Origin of the sequence: Burkholderia sp. BCC0044, from assembly GCF_902832955.1 — a bacterium.
Lineage (GTDB): Bacteria > Pseudomonadota > Gammaproteobacteria > Burkholderiales > Burkholderiaceae > Burkholderia.
The window spans coordinates 204,643-225,935 of the sequence record NZ_CADFDO010000008.1; the positions used below are offsets into that span (position 1 = coordinate 204,643).

Annotated in this window: 22 protein-coding genes; 11 read left to right on the forward strand and 11 right to left on the reverse strand. The window is 69.1% G+C overall.

Features of this window, described 5'->3' with window-relative positions:
• Positions 1-39: 39 nt before the first annotated feature.
• On the reverse strand, positions 40-1,602 hold the full coding sequence (locus tag HWX14_RS34010; RefSeq protein ID WP_175886495.1) for an AMP-binding protein: 1,563 nt from the start codon (positions 1,600-1,602) through the stop codon (positions 40-42).
• A 247-nt stretch (positions 1,603-1,849) separates the two neighbouring features.
• Here HWX14_RS34010 and ybaK point away from each other — a divergent pair, with 247 nt between their 5' ends.
• A complete protein-coding gene (gene ybaK, locus HWX14_RS34015; protein ID WP_047898865.1) occupies positions 1,850-2,341 on the forward strand; it encodes a Cys-tRNA(Pro) deacylase in 492 nt (163 codons plus the stop codon).
• A 116-nt stretch (positions 2,342-2,457) separates the two neighbouring features.
• Positions 2,458-3,099 (forward strand): glycerol-3-phosphate 1-O-acyltransferase PlsY, encoded by a 642-nt coding sequence (gene plsY, locus HWX14_RS34020; protein ID WP_126363029.1) that lies wholly within the window; start codon positions 2,458-2,460, stop codon positions 3,097-3,099.
• A gap of 79 nt (positions 3,100-3,178) precedes the next feature.
• Here the strand turns inward: plsY and HWX14_RS34025 are convergent, their stop codons facing one another.
• Positions 3,179-3,664 carry a YajQ family cyclic di-GMP-binding protein gene (locus HWX14_RS34025; RefSeq protein WP_021162564.1) on the reverse strand — a complete coding sequence of 162 codons (486 nt, stop codon included), beginning with the start codon at positions 3,662-3,664 and terminating at the stop codon, positions 3,179-3,181.
• Between the two features lie 136 nt (positions 3,665-3,800).
• On the opposite strand from HWX14_RS34025, the gene murB reads away from it, so the two are divergent.
• Positions 3,801-4,850 carry a UDP-N-acetylmuramate dehydrogenase gene (murB, locus tag HWX14_RS34030; protein WP_175886496.1) on the forward strand — a complete coding sequence of 350 codons (1,050 nt, stop codon included), beginning with the start codon at positions 3,801-3,803 and terminating at the stop codon, positions 4,848-4,850.
• Between the two features lie 88 nt (positions 4,851-4,938).
• On the opposite strand, the gene argF is transcribed toward murB, so the two are convergent.
• On the reverse strand, positions 4,939-5,868 hold the full coding sequence (gene argF, locus HWX14_RS34035) for an ornithine carbamoyltransferase (protein ID WP_175886497.1): 930 nt from the start codon (positions 5,866-5,868) through the stop codon (positions 4,939-4,941).
• A 412-nt stretch (positions 5,869-6,280) separates the two neighbouring features.
• Here argF and HWX14_RS34040 point away from each other — a divergent pair, with 412 nt between their 5' ends.
• Positions 6,281-6,601, forward strand: coding sequence for a DUF3579 domain-containing protein (locus HWX14_RS34040; RefSeq protein ID WP_011546046.1), 321 nt, complete (start codon positions 6,281-6,283; stop codon positions 6,599-6,601).
• Positions 6,602-6,756: 155 nt separating this feature from the next.
• Here HWX14_RS34040 and rpsT read toward each other — a convergent pair whose 3' ends face one another.
• The gene (rpsT, locus tag HWX14_RS34045; RefSeq protein WP_006482211.1) at positions 6,757-7,029 is read right to left on the reverse strand and encodes a 30S ribosomal protein S20; all 273 of its coding nucleotides are present in this window, start codon (positions 7,027-7,029) and stop codon (positions 6,757-6,759) included.
• Positions 7,030-7,334: 305 nt separating this feature from the next.
• Here rpsT and murJ point away from each other — a divergent pair, with 305 nt between their 5' ends.
• Entirely contained in the window at positions 7,335-8,885 is a 1,551-nt protein-coding gene (gene murJ, locus HWX14_RS34050; RefSeq protein ID WP_175886498.1) for a murein biosynthesis integral membrane protein MurJ, read from the forward strand.
• 8 nt (positions 8,886-8,893) lie between these two features.
• On the forward strand, positions 8,894-9,736 hold the full coding sequence (locus HWX14_RS34055; protein ID WP_175886499.1) for a SirB1 family protein: 843 nt from the start codon (positions 8,894-8,896) through the stop codon (positions 9,734-9,736).
• Positions 9,737-9,882: 146 nt separating this feature from the next.
• Here HWX14_RS34055 and adk read toward each other — a convergent pair whose 3' ends face one another.
• From adk to lpxK, 4 genes are all read right to left on the reverse strand, one after another.
• Positions 9,883-10,545, reverse strand: a complete 663-nt coding sequence (gene adk, locus HWX14_RS34060) for an adenylate kinase (RefSeq protein WP_050017061.1) — start codon at positions 10,543-10,545, stop codon at positions 9,883-9,885.
• Between the two features lie 207 nt (positions 10,546-10,752).
• The gene (gene kdsB, locus HWX14_RS34065; RefSeq protein ID WP_006482208.1) at positions 10,753-11,544 is read right to left on the reverse strand and encodes a 3-deoxy-manno-octulosonate cytidylyltransferase; all 792 of its coding nucleotides are present in this window, start codon (positions 11,542-11,544) and stop codon (positions 10,753-10,755) included.
• Between the two features lie 124 nt (positions 11,545-11,668).
• On the reverse strand, positions 11,669-11,863 hold the full coding sequence (locus tag HWX14_RS34070) for a Trm112 family protein (RefSeq protein WP_006482216.1): 195 nt from the start codon (positions 11,861-11,863) through the stop codon (positions 11,669-11,671).
• Positions 11,844-12,872, reverse strand: coding sequence for a tetraacyldisaccharide 4'-kinase (lpxK, locus tag HWX14_RS34075; RefSeq protein WP_027812762.1), 1,029 nt, complete (start codon positions 12,870-12,872; stop codon positions 11,844-11,846). Before lpxK ends, HWX14_RS34070 begins: the two co-directional genes overlap by 20 nt.
• A gap of 449 nt (positions 12,873-13,321) precedes the next feature.
• Here lpxK and xseA point away from each other — a divergent pair, with 449 nt between their 5' ends.
• Both xseA and sodB read left to right on the forward strand, forming a co-directional pair.
• Positions 13,322-14,704, forward strand: a complete 1,383-nt coding sequence (xseA, locus tag HWX14_RS34080) for an exodeoxyribonuclease VII large subunit (RefSeq protein ID WP_175886500.1) — start codon at positions 13,322-13,324, stop codon at positions 14,702-14,704.
• Between the two features lie 227 nt (positions 14,705-14,931).
• Entirely contained in the window at positions 14,932-15,510 is a 579-nt protein-coding gene (gene sodB / locus HWX14_RS34085; protein ID WP_011546040.1) for a superoxide dismutase [Fe], read from the forward strand.
• Positions 15,511-15,612: 102 nt separating this feature from the next.
• Here the strand turns inward: sodB and chrA are convergent, their stop codons facing one another.
• Together chrA and HWX14_RS34095 are read right to left on the reverse strand one after the other, a co-directional pair.
• Positions 15,613-16,824: a chromate efflux transporter gene (chrA, locus tag HWX14_RS34090; RefSeq protein ID WP_175886501.1), complete on the reverse strand. Its 1,212-nt coding sequence runs from the start codon at positions 16,822-16,824 to the stop codon at positions 15,613-15,615.
• A 105-nt stretch (positions 16,825-16,929) separates the two neighbouring features.
• The gene (locus HWX14_RS34095; RefSeq protein WP_175886502.1) at positions 16,930-17,637 is read right to left on the reverse strand and encodes a Crp/Fnr family transcriptional regulator; all 708 of its coding nucleotides are present in this window, start codon (positions 17,635-17,637) and stop codon (positions 16,930-16,932) included.
• An 81-nt stretch (positions 17,638-17,718) separates the two neighbouring features.
• Between HWX14_RS34095 and HWX14_RS34100 the strand changes: the two genes are divergently transcribed.
• From HWX14_RS34100 to HWX14_RS34110, 3 genes are all read left to right on the forward strand, one after another.
• Entirely contained in the window at positions 17,719-18,243 is a 525-nt protein-coding gene (locus tag HWX14_RS34100; protein WP_175886503.1) for an Mpo1-like protein, read from the forward strand.
• The gene (locus HWX14_RS34105) at positions 18,236-19,291 is read left to right on the forward strand and encodes a 2-dehydropantoate 2-reductase (RefSeq protein WP_175886504.1); all 1,056 of its coding nucleotides are present in this window, start codon (positions 18,236-18,238) and stop codon (positions 19,289-19,291) included. Before HWX14_RS34100 ends, HWX14_RS34105 begins: the two co-directional genes overlap by 8 nt.
• Positions 19,292-19,382: 91 nt before the next feature.
• Entirely contained in the window at positions 19,383-19,988 is a 606-nt protein-coding gene (locus tag HWX14_RS34110) for a methyltransferase domain-containing protein (RefSeq protein ID WP_175886505.1), read from the forward strand.
• Positions 19,989-20,007: 19 nt separating this feature from the next.
• On the opposite strand, the gene HWX14_RS34115 is transcribed toward HWX14_RS34110, so the two are convergent.
• A complete protein-coding gene (locus HWX14_RS34115) occupies positions 20,008-21,282 on the reverse strand; it encodes an EAL domain-containing protein (RefSeq protein WP_175886506.1) in 1,275 nt (424 codons plus the stop codon).
• Positions 21,283-21,293 lie beyond the last annotated feature (11 nt).

A 21,293-nucleotide genomic window follows, 5' to 3' on the forward strand; every position in this document is an offset into this window, starting at 1 on the left:
CGCGCGCCGATGCGGGCTGCGCGGCCCGCGGCGGCCGCGTCAGACCAGCTCGCGCAGCCGGTGCTTGAGCACCTTGCCGGTCGACGCGGCCGGCAGCGCATCGAGCACGCGGATGTGCGCGGGGCGTTTGTAAGCGATGAGCCGATCCGCGCACCATGCGTGCAATGCTGCCTCGTCCACCGCCGCGCCCGGCACCCGCTCGACGAACGCGAGCACTTCCTCGTTGCCCTCGATCGCGCGGCCGATCACGGCTGCCTGCACGACGTCCGGATGCGCGTTCAGCACCTGTTCGACCTCGACCGGATACACGTTGAAGCCCGAGCGGATGATCAGCTCCTTGCTGCGGCCCGCGATCGTCATCGCGCCGTCCGCGTCCTGCCGCGCGAGATCACTGGTGCTCAGCCAGCCGTCCGGCGACACGGCCGCGCGCGTCGCGTCCACGTTGCGGTAGTAGCCGAGCATCACGTTCGGGCCGCGCACGCGGATCTCGCCGACTTCGCCTTGCGGCACGTCGGTGCCGTCCGGCGCGACGATCCGCATGTCGACGCCCGGGATCGGCACGCCGACCGAACTGTCCGCGCGCGGCGCGTCGAGCGGCGTCTGCGTGATCGTCGGGCTGCTCTCGGTCATCCCGTAGCCGTTGTGCAGCGGCACGCCGTACAGGCGCTCGACGCGGGCCTTCAGGTTCGCGTCGAGCGGCGAGCCGCCCGAATACGCGAAGCGCAGCCGCGGCGCGCGCCACGCGTGGCCGTGCGTGTGCAGGTGTTCGAGCAGCTTCGCGTGCATCGCCGGCACGCCCTGGAAGATCGTCACGCCTTCGTCGGCGAGCGCGACGCGCACGGCTTCCGGCGAGAAGCGCGGCGCGAGCCGCAGCGTCGCGCCCGCATACAGGCTGCCGAGGCACACCGACGCGAGCCCGTACACGTGCGACACGGGCAGCACCGTATAGACGACGTCGTCGGGCGACACGCGGCGCAGCGTGCTCGATATCGCCGCGATGAACAGCAGGTTGCGGTGCGACAGCATCACGCCTTTTGGCGTACCGGTCGTGCCGGTCGTGTAGATCAGCGCCGCGCATTGCCCGGCGCCGTCGGCGGCCACCGGTTCGGCAGGGGCGCCCGCATCGACGCGATACGACCACGCGCCGATGTCGACCGCCAGCGCGCCGGCGGGCGTCGCGCCGAGCCGCTCGGCGTGGGCGCGCGCGTCGGCCGACGCGTCGGTCGTGAACGCGATCAGCTTCGGCCGCGCGTGCGCGGCGATCGCGTCGAGCTCGGCGGCCGACAGCCGCGCGTTCGACACGAGCGCCCACGCGTCGACGCGGGCGGCCGCGAACAGCAGCACGATCTGCGCGACGCAGTTTTCCGCGACGATCATCACGCGGTCGCCGCCTTGCACGCCGAGGCTCGTCAGCCGCGCGGCCGCCGCGTCGACGGCCTGCGCCAGCTCGCCGTACGACAGCCGGCGCGCATCCTCGATCAGCGCCGGATGCGCGGGCGACTGCGCGGCCCGGTGCGCGGGCACGTCGGCGATGCGGCGCGGCAGCGCGGCGAGCAGCGCATCGACGTCGAGCGCTTCGGATGAACGGACGGGCGAGGACATGGCGTCTCCAGATGAGGGGCCGGCGGCGGCCGACGATATTTGCGAACGATCGTGCCATGACGGCGCGCGCGCCACAATCAGCCAATCGGGCAATAGCGCTTCACGATGTTCGCAACGATGATGGGTGCAATCGTGACGGCGCTGCGGCGGGCCGGTGGAAAACGGGCCGCGAGTATACCGTCGGCGCGGCCGTTGACGTGGGCACGGCGTCGCGCGCCCGCCGATCGTTCGCCATTAAAATGCCGCCATGAGCAAATCCAGACACGTGTCCGAAACCCCCGCGACCCAGTTGCTGCGCCGTCATGGCGTCGCATTCGGCGAGCATCCGTACGAATACGTCGAGCACGGCGGCACCGGCGAATCGGCGCGCCAGCTCGGCGTCGACGAGCACAGCGTCGTGAAGACGCTCGTGATGGAAGACGAGCACGCGAAGCCGCTGATCGTGCTGATGCACGGCGACCGCACCGTGTCGACCAAGAACCTCGCGCGGCAGATTGGCGCGAAGCGTGTCGAACCGTGCAAGCCCGACGTCGCGAACCGCCATTCGGGCTATCTGGTCGGCGGCACGTCGCCGTTCGGCACGCGCAAGACGATGCCCGTCTACGTCGAGGCGACCATCCTCGAACTGCCGACGATCTACCTGAACGGCGGCCGGCGCGGCTACCTGGTCAGCCTCGCGCCGGCGGTGCTCACGTCGCTGCTCGGCGCGCAGCCCGTGCAGTGCGCGAGCGTCGACTGAGGGTTTCACCTTCGTGGCACCCCGCGCCCGTTCGGTAGAATGGGCGCCGTTTCGGCCTGCCGGCTTGCCGCGCCCGGCCGTCCCTTTCCCGATACGTTGAAAGAAGAGTCCTCCGCATGCAGATCCTGCTCGCCGCCCTCGTTGCCTACCTGATCGGTTCGGTGTCGTTCGCCGTCGTCGTCAGTTCCGTGATGGGCCTGGCCGACCCGCGTTCGTACGGGTCGAAGAATCCCGGCGCGACCAACGTGCTGCGCAGCGGCAACAAGAAGGCCGCGATCCTGACGCTCGTCGGCGATGCGTTCAAGGGCTGGATCGCCGTGTGGCTCGCCCGGCACTTCGGCCTGCCCGACGTCGCGGTCGCGTGGGTCGCGATCGCCGTGTTCCTCGGCCACCTGTACCCGGTGTTCTTCCGCTTCCAGGGCGGCAAGGGCGTCGCGACCGCGGCCGGCGTGCTGCTCGCCGTGCACCCGGTGCTCGGGCTCGCGACCGCGCTGACCTGGCTGATCGTCGCGTTCTTCTTCCGCTATTCGTCGCTCGCCGCGCTGGTCGCGGCCGTGTTCGCGCCGGTGTTCGACGTGTTCCTGTTCGGCATGCCGGGCCACAACCCGGTCGCCTGGGCCGTGCTCGCGATGAGCGTGCTGCTCGTGTGGCGTCACCGCGGCAACATTTCGAAGCTGCTCGCGGGGCAGGAGAGCCGGATCGGCGACAAGAAGAAGGCGGCCGCGGACGGCGGCGCGCAGGACGGCGGGAAAGCCTGAGAACGCGCGGCGCGGGCCGCGCGCCGGGCGCGCCACGTAGGCGTGGCCCGGCCGGATGACGCGACGCAGCGGTTGGCGGTCAGTCGCGGAAGTTGTTGAAGTCGAGCGGCGTGTCGGTCACGTCCTTGCGCAGCATCGCGATCGTGCTTTGCAGGTCGTCGCGCTTCGTGCCCGAGACGCGCACCGCGTCGCCCTGGATGCTCGCCTGCACCTTGATCTTGCTGTCCTTCACGAGGCGCACGATCTTCTTCGCGAGGTCGCCCGTCACGCCCTTCTTCACGGTGACGATCTGCTTGACCTTGTCGCCGCCGATCTTCTCGACCTTGCCGTAGTCGAGAAAGCGCACGTCGACGTTGCGCTTGGCCAGCTTGCCGATCAGCACGTCCTTGACCTGGCCGAGCTTGAAATCGTCGTCGGCGAACAGCGTCAGCTCGCGTTCCTTCTGCTCGACGCGTGCGTCGGAGCCCTTGAAGTCGAAGCGCGTCGAAATTTCCTTGTTCGACTGCTCGATGGCGTTCTTCACTTCGATCATGTTCGCTTCGGAAACGACGTCGAACGATGGCATGGCATTCTCCCTTGAGATGCGGGCGCCCGGCTCGCGCGCGGGCACTCGCTATAATTGCGGACTGTTTGCCATTTTACCGATGCCCCTCCGTTTGCCCAAGGCCGGCCATGCGCCGCCCGGGCCGACGTGACCGCGAATGCCGATGCCCCCTGACGATTCCGCCCTGTCGCTGCTTCCCGACCATCCGCTCGCCGCGCACAACACGTTCGGCATCGCCGCGCGCGCGCGCTTCGCCGCGCGCATCACGCAGGTCGCGCAGTTCGAGGCGCTGCATCGCGACCCGCGGGTCGTGAGCCTGCCGCAGCTCGTGCTCGGCGGCGGCAGCAATGTCGTGTTCACGCGCGATTTCGACGGCGTCGTGCTGCTCGACGAGATCGCGGGCCGCCGCGTCGTGCGCGAGGACGACGACGCGTGGTACGTCGAGGCCGGCGGCGGCGAGCACTGGCACGCGTTCGTCGCGTGGACGCTCGAGCACGGGATGCCGGGCCTCGAGAATCTCGCGCTGATCCCGGGCACCGTCGGCGCCGCGCCGATCCAGAACATCGGCGCGTACGGCCTTGAGATGAAGGCGTATTTCGATTCGCTGGTCGCGGTCGAGCTGGCGACGGGGCGCAGCGAGCGCTTCGACGCCGCGCGCTGCGCGTTCGGCTATCGCGACAGCTTCTTCAAGCGGGAAGGGCGCGGCCGGTTCGCGATCGTCGCGGTGACGTTCCGGCTGCCGAAGCAGTGGACGCCGCGGCTCGGTTACGCGGACGTCACGCGCGAGCTCGACGCGCGCGGCATCGCGCCGGATGCGGCGACGCCGCGCGACGTGTTCGATGCGGTCGTCGCGATCCGCCGCGCGAAGCTGCCCGATCCGCTGGTGCTCGGCAATGCAGGCAGTTTCTTCAAGAATCCGGTGATCGACGCCGCGCAGTTCGATGCGCTGCGCGCTCGCGCGCCGGATGTCGTGTCGTATCCGCAGCCGGACGGGCAGGTGAAGCTCGCGGCCGGCTGGCTGATCGACCGTTGCGGCTGGAAGGGGCGCGCACTCGGGGCGGCGGCCGTGCACGACCGCCAGGCGCTCGTGCTCGTCAATCGCGGCGGCGCGACGGGCGCCGACGTACTGGCGCTGGCGCGGGCGATCCAGGCCGACGTGCGCGCGCGGTTCGGCGTCGAGCTGGAGGCGGAGCCGGTTTGCCTGTAACGCAGTGCGCGCCGGTTTTGGCGCGCCCAAACGAAAAGCGCCGATCGTCGACCGGCGCTTTTTTTACGCGTGTGCGTTGGGCGGCGCGTCAGTGCTTGAGGCGACCGAGCAGCAGGAATTCCATCAGCGCCTTCTGCACGTGCAGGCGGTTTTCCGCTTCGTCCCACACGACGCTCTGCGGGCCATCGATCACGCCGGCCGTCACTTCCTCGCCGCGGTGCGCGGGCAGGCAGTGCATGAAGAGGGCATGCGGATTCGCGTGGCCCATCATTTCCTCGTCGACGCACCAGTCGGCGAATGCCTGCTTGCGCGCGTCGTTCTCGGCCTCGAAGCCCATGCTCGTCCACACGTCGGTGGTGACGAGATCGGCGCCCTTGCACGCTTCGTTCGGATCGTCGAACACCTCGTAGAACGGCGCGCTGTCGGGCGACACGAGCTTCATGTCGAGCGCATAGCCGGGCGGGGTGGACAGGCGCAGCTTGAAGCCGAGGATCTGCGCGGCTTCGATCCACGTGTAGAGCATGTTGTTCGCGTCGCCGACCCATGCGACGGTCTTGCCGGCGATCGGGCCGCGGTGCTCGTAGTACGTGAAGATGTCGGCGAGCACCTGGCACGGGTGGTAGTCGTTCGTCAGCCCGTTGATCACCGGCACGCGGGAATTCTGCGCGAAGCGCGTGATCACGTCCTGCTCGAACGTCCGGATCATGATGATGTCGACCATCCGCGAGATGACTTGCGCGGAATCCTCGACGGGTTCGCCGCGGCCGAGCTGTGTGTCGCGCGTGCTCATGAACACGGCGTGGCCGCCGAGCTGGAAGATCCCGGCCTCGAACGACAGGCGCGTGCGCGTCGAGCTCTTCTCGAAGATCATCGCGAGCGTGCGGTCGTGCAGCGGGTGATAGGTCTCGTAGTTCTTGAACTTGCGCTTCAGGATACCCGTGCGTTCGAGCACGTACTCGTAGTCTTCCAGCGAGAAATCCTTGAACTGCAGGTAGTGACGAATGGTTTTGGCGGTCATGAAACGAAATACGGCGGGTCTCACCCGGCAGCGAGGCCGGACGGCGCCGCCGTCGGGTGTGGATAACTCAAAGCAGCATAAAGGATTTTCTGTGCTTTGACGAGCCGTGGCGCGACGCGGAGCAGGATCGCCGCGCGCGACCGGCGGTGCGGGAAGAGGGGCGTCGGGACGCCGCGCGATGGCGCGCTGCGGTATAATTCGAAAGTTTTCTCCAGCCCGGCAGGCAAGGCTTTTCGCGCTCTGCCGGACACAAGCCGTGCGCTGCACACATCCGGTGCAGTCCACCGGCGGCGCGCATCGACGCTCCGTTTTCGGGATATCGATGGCCGCGCGCCGCCGACCCTCCAGCTTTGTGTTCGCGTATCCAGGCGCCGTTGCCTGGACATCGCCGGGCCGTCACTTGGGTAACCACATGGCTGAAACCCCTCCGACCGAATTTTTCATCCAGGGCATCACGAAAGACGGGAAAAAGTTTCGCCCGAGCGACTGGTCGGAACGTCTGGCCGGTGTGATGGCCTGCTTCGGGCCGGGGGCGAGTGGGCCGAACGCGCGTCTCAAGTATTCGCTGTACGTGCGCCCGACGATGCTCGGCGACCTCAAATGCGTGATCCTCGATTCGCGGTTGCGCGACATCGAGCCGATGGCGTTCGATTTCGTGCTGAATTTCGCGAAGGACAACAACCTCGTCGTGACCGAGGCGTGCGAACTGCCGGACTACAACACGAAGAAGTGAGCGATGCCGACGGGCGAGGGCGCGTGCCGCGCCCGCCGTCAGGCAACTGCCACCGCGCACGATGCGCGGGCGACAGGCAACGAAAAAGCCCGCCTAGGCGGGCTTTTTCGCGATCGCAGGAAACAGGAACGCCCGCGTGAGCGGGCGCACCGGAGTTACGCTGCTGCCTGCAGGCCCTTGACGGCTGCGGCCAGGCGGCTCTTGCTGCGAGCGGCCTTGTTCTTGTGAACGATCTTCTTGTCGGCGATCGTGTCGATCGTCTTCACGGCAGCCTTGAACAGCTCGGCAGCCTTTGCCTGGTCGCCGGCTTCAACAGCCTTGCGAACCGACTTGATCGCGGTACGGAATTTCGAGCGCAGCGCCGAGTTGTGCGAGTTTGCCTTCGCGGCCTGACGGGCGCGCTTGCGTGCTTGTGCGGAGTTAGCCATGACGGTTCCTTATCCTGTCCTGTTTCCAGAGCTTGGAGCCTGACGGCCAAGCGCTGCTTTTCGATCCGTCCCCTGAGAACGATTGCCCAGGGGCGCATAAAAAAACGGTGATTTTAACCGAGGCCGGGACATGAAAACGGCAGTTGCCGTGCATGTACGAGCCCAGAAACCGGCGATTATAGCAACAAAATCAAGCGAGTGGCAAGTTCAACGTGATGTCGGCCGGATGGGGCCGTCGGCGGCCGGTGCGCTTTTCGGCATCGGCCGGTGGCCGGGTCGCGCAACGTCCGTATAATAAGCGCCCCATGAATCTATTCCGAGCCCTGCTGACGGTCAGCGGCTTCACGCTGCTGTCGCGCGTGACCGGACTGGCCCGCGAAACGCTGATCGCCCGTGCGTTCGGCGCCAGTCAATACACCGACGCGTTCTACGTCGCCTTCCGTATCCCGAACCTGCTGCGCCGCCTGTCCGCCGAAGGCGCGTTCTCGCAGGCGTTCGTGCCGATCCTCGCCGAGTTCAAGAACCAGCAGGGGCACGACGCGACGAAGGCGCTCGTCGACGCGATGTCCACCGTGCTCGCGTGGGCGCTGGCCGTGCTGTCGGTCGTCGGGATCGCCGGCGCGTCGTGGGTCGTGTTCGCGGTCGCGTCCGGCCTGCACAGCGACGGCCAGGCGTTTCCGCTCGCGGTCACGATGACGCGGATCATGTTCCCGTACATCGTGTTCATTTCGCTGACCACGCTCGCGTCGGGCGTGCTGAACACGTACAAGAGCTTCTCGCTGCCCGCGTTCGCGCCGGTGCTGCTCAACGTCGCGTTCATCGCCGCGGCCGTGTTCGTCGCGCCGCACCTGAAGGTGCCGGTCTACGCGCTCGCGTGGGCCGTCATCGTCGGCGGCGTGCTGCAGTTTCTCGTGCAGTTGCCGGGCCTGAAGAAGATCGACATGGTGCCGCTGATCGGCGTCAACCCGCTGCGCGCGCTGCGTCATCCGGGCGTGAAACGCGTGCTCGCGAAAATGGTGCCGGCGACGTTCGCGGTGTCCGTCGCGCAATTGTCGCTGATCATCAACACCAACATCGCGTCGCGGCTCGGGCAGGGCGCCGTGTCGTGGATCAATTACGCCGACCGCCTGATGGAATTCCCGACCGCGCTGCTCGGCGTCGCGCTCGGCACGATCCTGCTGCCGAGCCTGTCGAAGGCGCACGTCGACGCCGATTCGCACGAATATTCGGCGCTGCTCGACTGGGGGCTGCGCGTCACGTTCCTGCTCGCGGCGCCGAGCGCGCTCGCGCTGTTCTTCTTCGCGACGCCGCTCACCGCGACCCTCTTCAACTACGGCAAGTTCGACGCGCATACCGTCACGATGGTCGCGCGCGCGCTCGCGACCTACGGGATCGGCCTCGTCGGCATCATCCTGATCAAGATCCTCGCGCCGGGCTTCTATGCGAAGCAGGACATCAAGACGCCCGTGAAGATCGCGATCGGCGTGCTGATCGTCACGCAGCTGTCGAACTACGTGTTCGTGCCGTTGATCGGCCACGCGGGCCTCACGCTGAGCATCGGCGTCGGCGCGTGCCTGAATTCGCTGCTGCTGTTCCTCGGGCTGCGCAAGCGCGGCATCTACCAGCCGTCGCCGGGCTGGCTGCGCTTCTTCGTGCAGCTCGTCGGCGCGGCGCTCGTGCTCGCGGGCGTGATGCACTGGTGCGCGATCAGTTTCGACTGGACCGGCATGCGCGCGCAGCCGCTCGATCGCATTGCGCTGATGGCCGCGTGCCTCGTGCTGTTTGCTGCACTATATTTCGGTATGTTGTGGGTGATGGGCTTCAAATACGCTTATTTCAGAAGGCGCGCCAAGTGACGACCGCAATGACCCGCGTCCTCGACTACTTCAGCACGCTCGTGGCGGACGACGACAGTCTGCCCGTCACGGAAGCCGCGCTGTCGCTGGCGCAGGACGCGTATCCCGACCTCGACCTGCAGGGCACGCTGGCCGAACTCGACATGCTGGCGGCGCGGCTGCGCCGGCGGCTCGCCGACGATACGGACCTGAAGGGCCGCGTCGCGGCGTTGAACGAGTTCTTCTTCCGCGAGCTCGGCTTCGCGTGCAATCACAACGATTACTACGACCCCGATAACAGCCACCTGAACGCCGTGCTGAAACGGCGGCGAGGGATCCCGATCTCGCTGTCGGTGCTGTACCTGGAGCTCGCGGAGCAGATCGGCGTACCGGCGCGCGGCGTGTCGTTTCCCGGCCATTTCCTGCTGCGCGTGACGCTGCCGGACGGCGACCTGATCATCGATCCGACCAACGGCCATTCGCTGTCCGAAGCCGAGATGGTCGAGATGCTCGAGCCGTACGTCGCGCGGGCGGCGGGCGCCGTCGACAGCGCGTTGCGCGCGCTGCTGCAGCCCGCGACGAGCCGCGAGATCATCGCGCGGATGCTGCGCAACCTGAAGACGATCTATCTGCAGACGGAACGCTGGCAGCGGCTGCTCGCGGTGCAGCAGCGGCTCGTGATCCTGTTGCCCGAGCAGCTCGACGAGGTGCGCGACCGCGGCTTCGCGTATGCGCGGCTCGACTACCTGCGCCCTGCGCTCGAGGATCTCGAGCAGTATCTCGGCGAGCGGCCGGAGGCGGAAGACGCGACTGTCGTCGAGTCGCAGGTCAGCGAATTGCGGCAGCGGATGCAGCGCGACGGCGAGGATTGAGCCGCGGCGCGCCACGGCTCGCACACGGAAAGAACGCCCGCTTCGCGGGCGTTTTTATTGCGCGCGTGCTGCAGGCTCGTGCAACTCGCGGCAGGCGAAAAAAAAGCCGCCCGGAACGGGCGGCTTGCGGGTGCGCGACGCGCTGCTTACTTCAGTGCGTCGAATGCGCGCTCGCGGATCTCGTCGACGGTGCCGAGGCCCGAGATCTTGCGATACTGCGGCGCCTTCAGACCGTTTTCCTCGCCGCGCTGCGCCCAGTCGCCGTAGTACGTGATCAGCGGCTTGGTCTGCGCTTCGTACACTTCGAGACGCTTTTTGACAGTTTCTTCCTTGTCGTCGTCGCGCTGGATCAGCGGTTCGCCCGTCACGTCGTCGTGACCTTCGACCTTCGGCGGGTTGAACTTGACGTGGTACGTGCGGCCCGATGCCGGGTGCGTGCGGCGGCCGCTCATGCGCTCGATGATTTCCGAGAACGGCACGTCGATCTCGAGCACGTAGTCGATCGCGACGCCGGCGTCCTTCATCGCGTCAGCCTGCGCGATCGTACGCGGGAAGCCGTCGAACAGATAGCCGTTCGCGCAGTCGGATTCCTTCAGGCGCTCTTTCACGAGGCCGATGATCAGCGCGTCCGGCACGAGCTTGCCGGCATCCATGTAACCCTTCGCCTCGACGCCGAGCGGCGTGCCGGCCTTCACGGCCGCACGCAGCATGTCACCCGTCGAGATTTGCGGGATGCCGAATTTTTCCTTGATGAAGTTTGCCTGGGTGCCCTTTCCCGCGCCGGGCGCGCCCAACAGGATCAAACGCATGGTGATATCTCCAAGTATGTAGATTCGTGTGGCGAGACACAAAGGCGTCGGCGACGGCGGGCGCGGGGCTTGCCCGGCGCGTGGCGGACCGGTCCGATGCGGCGCGTCGGTCGAGCGACGCGCGGCTGCCGGCAGGGCCACGGGCGGGGTCAAGCGAGGACGCGCTGGTCGCGGACGGCTCGCACAATCGCCTGATTATGCCATGGGTTATTTTGAACCCGGCTGAAAAAGGGCCTGCACGCGCGCGAGATCGGCCGGCGTGTCGATGCCGGCTTCGGGCGCGGATTCGGTGATCAGCACTGCGATGCGCTCGCCGTGCCACAGCGCGCGCAGCTGTTCGAGCTGCTCGGCCTGTTCGATCGGCGCCTGCGCGAGCGACGGATAGGTGCGCAGGAAACGCGCGCGATACGCATAGAGGCCGATGTGCCGGTAGACCGGGAAAGCCGGTGCTGGCATGGCCGCGACGTCGGGCCAGTGCGGCTGGTACGCGTCGCGGCTCCACGGAATCGGCGCGCGCGAGAAGTACAGCGCGACGCTCTGCGCGTCGAGCGCGACCTTCACGACGTTCGGGTTGAATACGTCGGCCGCGTCGTGAATCGGGTGAGCGGCGGTCGCGATCGCGCACGCCGGATGCGCGGCCAGGTGCGACGCTACGTCGCGGACGAGCACGGGGTCGATCAGCGGCTCGTCGCCCTGCACGTTGACGACGACGGTGTCGTCGCGCCAGCCGAAGGCCGCCGCGACTTCCGCGAGCCGGTCCGTGCCGGACGGATGGTCGGCGCGCGTGAGCACCGCTTCGAAGCCGTGATCGCGCGCCGCGTCGAGCACGCTCTGCGCATCGGATGCGACGAGCACCTGCTGCGCGCCCGCCTCGCGCGCGCGCTCGGCGACGCGCACGACCATCGGCTTGCCGCCGAGATCGGCGAGCGGCTTGTTCGGGAGCCGCGTCGACGCGAGCCGGGCGGGAATGACGGCGATGAAGGGTTGCGGGTGAGTCATCGGGAAGCGCTGAGAAGGACGGGGCGGGCGACGCCGGAAGCCGGTCGCCCGGCGGAGTGCGGCGGCCCGGCCGGGGCCGGGCCGTCGGGTACGAATCGGTGCGCCGGGCGAGCGGCGCGGCGGTTCAGCGGCCGGCCGGGTCGACCGGCGTGCCTTCGACGGTCTGGCGCGCTTCGTCGACGAGCATCACGGGGATGCCGTCGCGGATCGGGTACGCGAGCTTGTCCGCGTTGCAGATCAGCTCCTGCGCGGCACGGTCGTAGTGGAGCGGGCCTTTGCAGATAGGGCACACAATGATTTCAAGCAGGCGAGCGTCCACGGAGTTTCTCCACAACGAGGGCAATGAGGCGAGGGTCGAGCGCGGCTTCGACGGGGACCACCCACAGTCGGGCGTCGCGCCAGGAAGCGCCCAATTTTACTGCATCCTTCTCGGTGATCAGGATCGCATCGACGGCATCGTCGACGAACGGATTGTCGGCGAACGCGTAATGGTCGGGCAGCGCGCGGGTCGCCGGCGCGAGACCGGCCGCGCGCAGCGTCGCGAAGAAGCGTTCCGGCGCGCCGATGCCGGCCGCGGCGAGCACGCGCTCGTTCGCGAATTGCGACAGCGGGCGGCGCAGCGCGGGCTGGTCGAGGTGCCACGCGGCGCCCGGCGTCAGCGCGAGCGCGTAGGTATCGGGCCACGGCGGCAGCGCGCCGCTGTACGGATCGTTGACGAGCGTCGCGTCGCGGTGCCGCGACAGCGGTTCGCGCAGCGGGCCGGCCGGCAGCAGGAAGCCGTTGCCGCCGAGCCGGTGGTCGAATACGACCAGCTCGACGGTGCGCGCGAGGCGGTAGTGCTGCAGGCCGTCGTCGCTGACGATCACGTCGACGTCCGGATGCGCGGCGCGCAGCGCCTGCGCGGCCGCGACGCGGTCCGGGCACACCCACACGGGCGCGCCGGTGCGGCGCGCGATCAGCAGCGGTTCGTCGCCGGCCGCGCCCGCGCGCGACGCCGGCGTGACGGCGGTCGGCGCCTTCACGTTCGCGCCGTAGCCGCGCGACACGACGCCGGGCGTGAAGCCGGCCGCGCGCAGCGCGTCGACGAGCGCGATCACGGTCGGCGTCTTGCCGGTGCCGCCGACGGTCACGTTGCCGACCACGACGACCGGCACGCCGACGTCGACCGGCTGCTTCCAGCCCTGCGCGTAAGCGGTGCGCCGCAGCGCCGCGCACAGGCCGAACACGCAGGCGAACGGCGTGAGCGCCCACGCGAGCGCGCCGCGCCGCTGCCATTCGCGTGTCAGGCGCGCTTCGAGTCGCGCGAGCGGGCCGCCGGGCGCGCTCATCGGGCCGGGCGCGGCGCGTCGTGCGCCGCGGCGAGGGACGGATTCGTCAAGGCGGATTCTCCGTTGGGCGGCGCATGCCGCAGGGTCCGTGGAAGGCGGCACTCTAGCGCGCCGCACGCCGGCGCGGCAAGCGCGACCGGCCGCCGCAGCGCGTGGGGCCGGATCGAGGCGGCCTGTGGATAACTCTGTGAAAAACTTGCCGGTCGATTGCCTCAAACGCCCGTCCGGCGGGCATCGAATCGGATGAGAATCATTTCGAAAGGTTTAAAAAATTATTAAAATCAACGCGTTACGAAGAATCGTCTGGTTTTTCCAGCGGTTTCCGGGCGTTTTACGCGGACGAATGCCAGCGTGTGGACACCTTCCGTGCGCGGCGGCGAATGCGGCGGCGCTGGACGCCGATCGCATGTCGGACTATCGTGACGCCGCCAGCATTCATCCGACCGCCCATGCTTTCCGATTCCCCTTTTTCCGCACCCGGCGCCACCCGCGGCGGCGACGAAGTGATTCCCGTTTCGGCGCTCAATCGCGCGATTTCGACGATGCTCGAGCGTTCGTTTCCGCTGCTGTGGATTTCCGGCGAAGTGTCGAATTTCACGCGCGCCGCGAGCGGCCACTGGTATTTCTCGATCAAGGACCAGCAGGCGCAGATGCGCTGCGTGATGTTCCGCGGCCGCGCGCAATATGCGGAATTCACGCCGCGCGAAGGCGACCGCATCGAGGTGCGCGCGGTCGTCACGATGTATGAGCCGCGCGGCGAGGTGCAGCTCAACGTCGAAGCCGTGCGGCGCACCGGGCAGGGGCGCCTGTACGAGGCGTTCCTGCGGCTGAAGGCGCAGCTCGAGGGCGAGGGGCTGTTCGCTCCCGAGCGCAAGCGGCCGTTGCCGGCCCATCCGCGCGCGATCGGCATCGTCACGTCGCTGCAGGCCGCCGCGCTGCGCGACGTGCTGACCACGCTCGCGCGGCGCGCGCCGCACATTCCGGTGATCGTCTATCCGGCCCCCGTGCAGGGCGCCGGTTCCGCCGAAAAGCTCGTCGCGGCCGTCGTAACCGCGAACGCGCGGCGCGAGGTCGACGTGCTGCTGGTGTGCCGCGGCGGCGGCTCGATCGAGGATCTGTGGTCATTCAACGACGAAGCGCTGGCGCGCGCGATCGCGGCGAGCGAGCTGCCGGTCGTCAGCGGCGTCGGGCACGAAACCGATTTCACGATCGCTGACTTCGCGGCCGACCTGCGCGCACCGACGCCGACCGGCGCGGCCGAACTCGCGAGCCCGCAGCGCGCGCTGCTGCTGCGCGAGGTCGACGAGCGCCAGCGTGCGCTCGCGCGCGGCATGGCGCGCCGGCTCGAACAGCGTGCGCAGCAGCTCGACTGGCTCGCGCGCCGGCTCGTGAGCCCGGCCGAGCGGCTGCAGCGGCAGCGCACGCACGTCGAGCAGCTCGCGGCGCGGCTGGCGTCGGCCGCCTCGCGGCCGGTGCGCGACGCACGTGCGCGTTTCGCGCTCGCGCAACTGCGCTGGCAGCGTGCACGGCCCGATCCGTCACAGGCGCGCCAGGCGCTCGCCGGGCTGTCGCAGCGTCTCGCGAGCGCGTTGCAGCGCCGTCACGAACGCGACACGGCGCGTGTGTCAGCCTGTGCGGCACGGCTCGAGGTGCTGAGCCCGCAGCGCACGCTCGAGCGCGGCTATGCGGCGCTGATCGATGCGCAGACGGGCCGCGCGGTGCGCGCGCCGAACGCGCTGAAGCCGCAGCGGCGACTGACCGTGCATCTCGCCGAAGGCTCGGCCGACGTGTCGCTCGCCGACGTGCAGCCGCGGCTGACCGATACGATCTGACGTAACGGGCGCCAAGCGAAACGCGCGTCGTCGCAACGCCCGCCTCGCGGCGGGAACGAATGCTGCGCATCGTCGGGTTCGTCCTGCCGGACGTCGCGCCAGCATCGCTTTTTCGCATACCGCGGATAAATGGCCCGTGAGTTTGCGGGGTTATTCTTCCTCGCCTACAATCGGACGCTCGGCAGCATCCAACACAGCCTCCCTACATACTCAACGAAGGAATCGCCATGGCTCATACGCTCCCGCCGCTCCCGTACGCTGAAGACGCACTCGCGCCGACCATCTCGCTCGAGACGATCCAGTACCACTACGGCAAGCACCATCAGGCTTATGTGACGAACCTGAACAATCTGATCCCGGGCACGGAATTCGAAAATCTGCCGCTGGAAGAGATCGTGAAGAAGTCGTCGGGCGGCATCTTCAACAACGCCGCGCAAGTCTGGAACCACACTTTCTTCTGGAACAGCCTGTCGCCGAACGGCGGCGGCGCACCGACGGGCGCGCTCGGCGACGCGATCAACGCGAAGTGGGGTTCGTACGACGCATTCAAGGAAGCGTTCACGAAGGCCGCGGTCGGCACGTTCGGTTCGGGTTGGGCATGGCTCGTGAAGAAGGCCGACGGTTCGCTCGACATCGTGTCGACGAGCAACGCCGCCACGCCGCTGACGACCGCCGACAAGGCGCTGCTGACGATCGACGTGTGGGAACACGCGTACTACATCGACTACCGCAACGCCCGTCCGAAGTTCGTCGAAGCGTACTGGAACATCGTGAACTGGGACTTCGCCGCGAAGAACTTCGCGTAAGTCCGGCGCCTGCGCGCCGCCACGGCGCGCGGCATCGAAAAAAGCCCTCGTTTCGAGGGCTTTTTGTTTTTTGCGCGGCCCGAACGTGCGGCGTTCGCCGGATCAGCCGGCCATGCCGAGCAGCCAGCCGAGCGCCGCGCTCGCGATTACGACGGCCCACGGCGGCACGCGCCAGAACACCAGCGCGACGAACGCGACCAGCGCGGCGGCCAGGTCGCGCGGCGCGACGATCGTGTCGGTCCACACCGGATGATAGAGCGCGGCGAGCAGCAGCCCGACGACGGCCGCGTTCACGCCGGCGAGCGCGGCCTGCATGTGCGCGCTGCGGCGCAGGCGTTCCCAGAACGGTGCGGTGCCGGCGATGAGCAGGAACGACGGCGCGAAGATCGACACGAGTGCGAGCGTGCCGCCGAGCCAGCCGTTCGGCGCATCGCGCAGCGACGCACCGAGGAATGCCGAGAACGTGAACAGCGGCCCCGGCACGGCCTGCGCGACGCCATACCCGGCGAGAAACGCCGAATCGCCGACCCAGCCGGGCGCGACCACGGCCGCCTGCAGCAGCGGCAGCACCACGTGGCCGCCGCCGAACACGAGCGCACCCGTGCGGAAGAACGCATCGACGACGGCCAGCGTATCCGAGCGCAGCGCGCGGGCCGCGAACGGCAGCGCGACGAGCAGCGCAGCGAACAGCGCGAGCCACAGCACGCCCGCGCGGCGCGATACGTGCAGCGGCAACGGTTCGTGTGCGTCGCGTGCCGGCTGCGGCAGCAGCACGAGACCGGCCGCGCCGGCCAGGACGATCACCGCGACCTGCGTCCACGCGGCCGGCGCGAGCAGCGCGACACATGCGGCCGCGGCCATCAGCGTGACGCGCCGCGCATCCGGGCACAGCGTGCGCGCCATGCCCCACACCGCTTGCGCGATCACCGCGACCGACACGATGCGCAGCCCATGCAGCGCGCCGGCTTCGATCGGTGCGCCCGTTGCGTGGACGCCGAGCGCGAACAGCATCATCAGCAGCGACGACGGCAGCGTGAAACCGAGCCACGCGGCGAACATGCCCGCATAGCCGGCGCGCGCGAGACCGATCGCCATCCCGACCTGGCTGCTCGCCGGCCCCGGCAGGAACTGGCACAGCCCGACGAGATCGGCATAGGTACGCTCGGTGAGCCAGCCGCGCCGCGTGACGAATTCCGCACGAAAGTAGCCGAGATGCGCGACCGGCCCGCCGAACGACGTGAGGCCGAGCCGCAGGAACGCGATGAAGACGGGCCATGGATGACGGGCGGGGGCGGGAACGGTCGACGTGTTCAAGGCGGTGCGCGCGGCGGAAGGAGCGAGCCGCCACGATAGCGCAACTCGCCGGCCGCGGGCAGCGCGTAGCGTCGACAGAGGCCGATAGTGTTCGTTACGCGGCGTTCAGTGCGTGCCGTCGCCGAGCCCGCTCGCGCGGCGCAATGCGTCGATGTCGACGAGCTCGATCTCGCCGACGTGCAGCCGCACGACGCCGTCGGCCTGCAGCGCCTTCAGCAACTGGTTGGTGGTCTGCCGCGTCAGCGACAGCATCGACGCGAGCGTTTCCTGCGACAGCCGGATGTGCGTGCGTCCGGCGCTGATGCCGCCGTAGCCTTCGGCGATCATCAGCAGCCGCGCGGCGAGCCGCTGCGCGGCCGGCATCACGCTCATCGATTCGACCGTCAGGAAACTCAGCCGCAGCTTTTGCGCCATCAGCAGCGCGAACTGCCGCCAGTATTGCGGCGTCGTATCGAGGATCGCGAGCAGCGCGGCCTGCGGCACGTGCAGCAGCAGCGTGTCGTCGAGCGCGATGGCGTCGTGCGTGCGCGGCTGGCCGTCGAACAATGCGATCTCGCCGAACCAGGTGACGGGCTCGGCCACCGTCAGCAGCGCTTCCTTGCCCTGCGGATCGACCGCACCTATCGTGAGTGAACCGGCCAGCACCGCGTACAGCCCGCACGGCGGGTCGCCGCGCCGGAACAGCGCGTGGCCGGCCGGCAGACGGCGCAGCGTCGCACGGGCGATCAGCTCCACGCGCAGCGCGGGCGGCAGCGCGGCGAACCACGGGTTCGCTTCGATCTGCGGCAGGTACGGGGCGAGCGAGGCAGGCATGGGCACGCGATGTCGGGTAGCTGACAGAGGTTCTCGGGCGTGACGCGCATCATAGCGCTCAATAACCGATCAGGAGACGCCATGAAAACCCTCGAAGACCATCTTTCCCAGTATGCGGCCTACCATCGCGACGCGCGCAACATCGCGACGCATCTAATCGGCATCCCGATGATCGTGTTCGCGGTCGAGGTGCTGCTGTCGCGGCCGGCGCTCGGGATGCTGGCCGGCGTCGCGCTGTCGCCGGCGCTGCTGCTCGCCGTCGCGTTCGCGCTGTTCTACCTGCGTCTCGACCTGCGGTTCGGGATCGTGATGACCGCGCTGTTCGCGCTCGGCCTGTGGGCCGCGCAGTCGCTGGCGCCGCTGCCGACCGCGCAATGGCTCGCGATCGGCAGCGGCGCGTTCGTCGTCGGCTGGATCGTGCAGTTCGTCGGGCACTGGTTCGAAGGCCGCAAGCCCGCGTTCGTCGACGATCTGGTCGGCCTGATGGTCGGGCCGCTGTTCGTCGTCGCCGAGGTCGCGTTCTTCGCGGGGCTGCGCGGCGACGTGCGCCGCGAAGTCGAGCGGCGCGCGGGCCCCGTGCATGGCGGCGCGCATTCGCATGTCTGATGGGCCGGCCGGGCCGGTCTGCGTGTTCGGCGCGGGCGCGGTGGGCTGCTATCTCGGCGGCCGCCTCGCGGCGGGCGGCGCGCACGTGATGCTCGTCGGCCGCGCGCGCATCGGCGACGCGATTCGTCTGCACGGGCTCACGCTGACCGATCAACGCGGCTATCGTGCGGCGCTGGCGCCGGCCGACATCGGATTCGCAACCGATCCGGCCGCCGCGGCCGACGCGCGGCTCGTGCTCGTCGCGGTGAAGTCGGCCGCCACGCGGGAGGCCGCCGCGCAACTGGCCGGCGTGCTGCGGCCCGGCACGATCGTGATCAGCTTCCAGAACGGCCTGCACAACGCCGACACGCTGCGCGATGCGCTACCGCAAGCGACCGTACTGGCCGGCATGGTGCCGTTCAACGTGATCGAGCGCGGGCCCGGTGCGTTTCACCAGGGGTCGGCCGGCACGCTCGCGGCCGACGCGTCGCCCGCGCTGCAGCCGTTCATCGGCCTGTTCGCCCGTGCCGGATTGCCGCTCATGCTGCATCGCGACATGCGCGCCGTGCAGTGGGCGAAGTTGCTGCTCAACCTGAACAACGCGGTCAATGCGCTCGCGAACCTGCCGTTGCGCGACGAACTCGCCCAACGCACGTACCGGCGCTGCGTCGCATTGGCCCAGCGCGAGGCGCTGCACTGGCTCGCGCGCGCCGCGATCCGGCCGGCGCGGCTGACGCCGCTGCCGGCCGCGTGGATCCCGGCCGTGCTCGAGCTGCCCGATGCGGCGTTTCACGTGCTCGGCGGCCGGATGCTCGCGATCGATCCGCTGGCGCGGTCGTCGATGTCCGACGATCTCGCGGCGCGCCGCGCGACCGAAGTCGAATGGATCAACGGTGAAATCGTCCGCCTGGCCGCGCGCTTCGGTGCGCCGGCGCCGGTCAATGCGCGACTGTGCGCGCTTGTCCACGACGCGGAAAGCGCGGCGGCGCGTCCGGCGTGGCGCGGCGATGCGCTGTGGGCCGACCTGGCCGCGCAGGCGCCGCGTACGGGCCACGTGCCGGCCGTGTAGGCCGGCGTCGCACCAGCCGCCGTCGGCACGGGCCGTGCGCGACGGCTAAGATGCGGAGTGCGTCACACGACGCCTTTGCGGAGCAATCGCCATGGTGGATCGCCCGACTCTCGATGCCTACGACGCCCATGCCGCGCAATACGCGCAGGACTGGCTCGACCAGGCCGCGCCCGACGACATGTACGCGCTGCTCGAACAGTATTTCTCGCCGGGGCTGACCGCCGACGTCGGCTGCGGCGCGGGGCGCGACACCGCGTGGCTCGCGTCGCGCGGCTTCGACGTGCGCGGCTACGACGCGAGCGCCGCGCTGCTCGACGAGGCTAGGCGGCACCATCCGGGTCTGGTTTTCGAGCTGGCCGCGCTGCCGGCGCTGGCTGGTGTGCCGTCCGGCGCGTTTCGCAACGTGCTGTGCGAAACGGTCGTCATGCATCTCGAACAGGCGGACGCAGCGGCCGCCGCCACGCGGCTGGCCGATCTGCTGATGCCGGGCGGCACGTTGTACCTGAGCTGGCGGGTGGCCGGAAACGGCGTGTTGCGCGACGAGCGCGGCCGCCTCTATACGCCGCTCGATTCGGCGCGGATGCATGCGGCGCTCGGCGCCGGCGTGCACGTGATCGACGAACACGAGGTCGTCAGCGCGTCGTCCGGCAAGCGCGTGCACCGGCTGATCGTGCGCAAGGCGGGCGGCGACGCGTGAACGCGGCGCGCTTGCTCGCTTACTCGCGGCTGAGCGCGGCTTCCCAGTTGATGTCGACGCAGAGCACCTGCATGCCCGTCGCGGCCGGCGCGGCGATCGACGCGGTCACGCACAGGTGCGCCTCGTTGATCGACAGGTAGGGCGGCGTCAGGTGCACGCCGCCCGGCGCGCGCATCGCGTCGATGAAGTACGGGCGACGTTCCCAACTCGCGCCTTCGGAATGCAGCAGCGGCCGGAAGCGCTTCGCGCGCTGCGACACGCTGCCGCGCGCGAGCACGTTGTCGCCGATCTGGCGGCCCGACGCGTCGAGCAGGAAGCAGCGCGCGGTCTCGGGCAGCCCGAGCACGGCGGCCGCCGCATCGATGAGCGATTCGCCCGCGCCGAGCCTGCGGCTCGCTTCCTCGAGCGCGGCGACGTACGGCGCGAGCCGTTCCGCCTGCGTGCGCTCGCGCTGCGCGACGCGCAGCCGCAGCGCGGCCGACAGCGTATCCATGCAGCCCGCGGCAGCCTGCGGCTGCACGGGGTCGACGCTCGGCCCCGCGAAGTACTGGCCCTGCACGAAGTCGACGTCGCATTCGAGCGCGATCAGCGCGTCGCGTTCGGTCGCGAGCCCGCCCATCAGCACGAGCTGGCCGGATTCATGCAGCAGCGACACGAGCCCCGGCAGCACGCGTTCGAGATGCGAGTGCTCGCTCGCCTGCGCGAGGATGCCGCGGTCGAGCGTGACGATGTCGGGATGCAAGTGCCACACGCGATCGATGTTCGAATGCTTCGCGCCGAACCCGACGAGCGCGATCAGGAAGCCGGCCTTGCGCAGCCCGTCGATGATCGCCGCATAGCGCGGCGTCTCGCCGCCGGCCTGCTCGGGCACCTCGAGCACCACGCGGTGCGGCGGCAACCCGAGCGCCTTCAGGTTCGCGAGCAGCGCGTCGCCGTAGATGGTGTCCATCAGCGCGGCCGGATGCAGGCTCAGGAAGAGCCATTCGTCGTGGCTGTCGAACGCGTGGAAATTACCGAGATGCAACGATTCGGCGAGCCGGCCGAGCTCGAGCAGGTCGCCGCGCCGCGCCGCCTGCGTGAACACCTCGTGCGACGCCACCTGGCGGCTTTCCTCGTCGTGCGCGCGCAGCGACGCGTGATAGCCGATCGCGCGCCGGTGCGACACCGAGAAAACGGGCTGAAACACGCTGAACACGGTGTAGCCGCCGTACAGCACGGTGCGCCGGTTCCCGTCGTCGCCGGCGACCGGGCGGGGCGGCTGAAAGCCGGGGGGATCGATTTCGATCATGCTCATGATGTCGGCCG